At 74.2% G+C, this 1,931-nt stretch carries 1 protein-coding gene and 1 pseudogene; both read right to left on the reverse strand.

The window, feature by feature from the left end:
- The coding region (asnB, locus tag IE249_RS13565) for an asparagine synthase (glutamine-hydrolyzing) (protein WP_229858366.1) at positions 1–1,511 on the reverse strand (1,511 nt) is incomplete at its 3' end.
- 3 nt (positions 1,512–1,514) lie between these two features.
- Positions 1,515–1,931: pseudogene (locus IE249_RS37170) on the reverse strand (Wzz/FepE/Etk N-terminal domain-containing protein); the annotation flags it as partial.

Raw genomic sequence — 1,931 nt, forward strand, 5'->3', positions numbered from 1 at the left:
TCCGTGTAGGCGAGGTTCAGGCCCGGCAGGAACATCCGGGCGTCGGCCAGGCACATGCGGTTGACGAAGTCGTCGAGGCCGTTGTCCTGGTAGACGTCCGCGTGCTCGGTCAGCACGTCCTCGACCGTTCCCGCCAGGTCCGGATGGACCAGGCCGAGCAGCTCGTCGCGGTCGTACATGGTGTAGCTGCGCCGGAACGCGGTCTCCTCCGGCAGACCGGCGAAGGACAGGAACCGCTTCGCGAACCGCACCGACCGGTACCCGCGGCGGGAGCCGGCGACCGGCAGCCGGTCCACGGCCGCGGACAGCCCGCGCCGCAGGGGACGCGGGACGCGCTGGTAGCGCAGCGCCAGCAGGTTCGCCACGTGCTTGCGGTATCCGGCGAACAGCTCGTCGGCGCCCATCCCCGAGAGCATCACCTTGATCCCCGCCTCCCGGGCGGCCGAGCAGATCAGGAACGTGTTGATCGCCGCGGGGTCGCCGATCGGCTCGTCCAGGTGGTACGTCATCCGCGGCAGCAGGTCGAGCACGTCCGGGGCGATCTCGATCTCGTGCAGATCGACGCCGAACCGATCCGCCACCTTCCGGGCGTGGCGCAGGTCGTCCGGCATCGCCTCGAACCGGGCGTCCTCGGCGCGGAACCCGATGGTGTAGGCGGAGATCCCGGGCCGGTGACGGGCCGCCAGCGCGGTCAGGTAGCTGGAGTCGAGGCCGCCGGAGAGGAAGGCCGCCACGGGCACGTCGGAGAGCAGGTGGCGCCGGGTCGACTCCTCGACCACGGCGGCCAGGTCCGGCCGCTCGCCGGCGCGGGCACGGTCCCGGCCCTCGGCGGCGACATCCTTCAGGTTCCAGTAACGGCCGCGCTCCACCCGGCCGTCGGGCCGGAACCGGATCCAGCTCCCCGGCGGCAGCTTCTCCGCCCCGCGCAGCGCGCACCGCGAGTCCGGCACCCAGTAGTACAGCAACGAGGCGACCAGCGCCCCCTCGTCCACCTCGACCGGGGCGCCCGTCACGGCGGCGAGCGCCTTGAGCTCGGAGGCGAACACCAGGCCCTCGCCGCGGCGGAGCAGGAACAGCGGCTTGATGCCCAACTGGTCGCGGACGAGGACCAGCTCACCGGTGTGCTCGTCGAAGACGCCGAACGCGAACATCCCGCGCAGCCGGGGCAGGCAGTCCGTGCCCCAGCGCCGCCACGCCTCGAGCAGCACCTCGGTGTCGGAGGTGCCGCGAAAGCGCACCCCGGCGGCCGCCAGCTCGGCCCGCAGCTCGGGCGCGTTGTAGAGCTCGCCGTTGTACGTCAGAGCGAGGCCGCCGGAGACCATCGGCTGGGCGCCGGTCTCCGACAGGTCGATGATGGCCAGCCGGCGGTGCCCCAGGTGCACTTCCCCGTCACCGGCCCGGTGGCCGTAGTGGCCCGCCCCGTCCGGGCCGCGGTGGGCGAGGATGCCGGTGAGCCGGTCGGTGACGGCCTTCCCGTCCGGCCACCGGTACGTGCCTGCGATGCCACACATGATCTACCGCGCCTCCTGGTCGCTGTCCGGGACCCGTGCGGCCGGGGCCGGCGGCCTGTCCGTCCGCGGCCTGTCCGTGCCGCCCAGCCGGGCCGGCCGCTCCCGGTGGCCGCGCAGCGCGGTGTGCAGCCCGTCCCACAGCGTGCCGTCGGTCCGGTCACGGGGATCGGGGTCGATCAGCACCACGCCGATCACCGGGACGCGCTGGTCGGCGAGTTGCCGCGCCACGGTGTGCAGCCAGGCCGCGCTGCCGTGCCCGGCCCGCACGACCAGCACCGTCCGGGTGCCGAGATGGCGCAGGTCGGTCCACGCGGTGCCGGGCGCGACCGAGCCGACGCCGAGCCGCCGCGTCTGGTGCGGCACGGCCGCGGCGCCCTCGGCGCCGACGACGGACGGATCTCCCGGCTTCCGGCGGATCCT

It is taken from the genome of Streptomyces anandii JCM 4720, assembly GCF_014650655.1.
Classification (GTDB): domain Bacteria; phylum Actinomycetota; class Actinomycetes; order Streptomycetales; family Streptomycetaceae; genus Streptomyces; species Streptomyces anandii.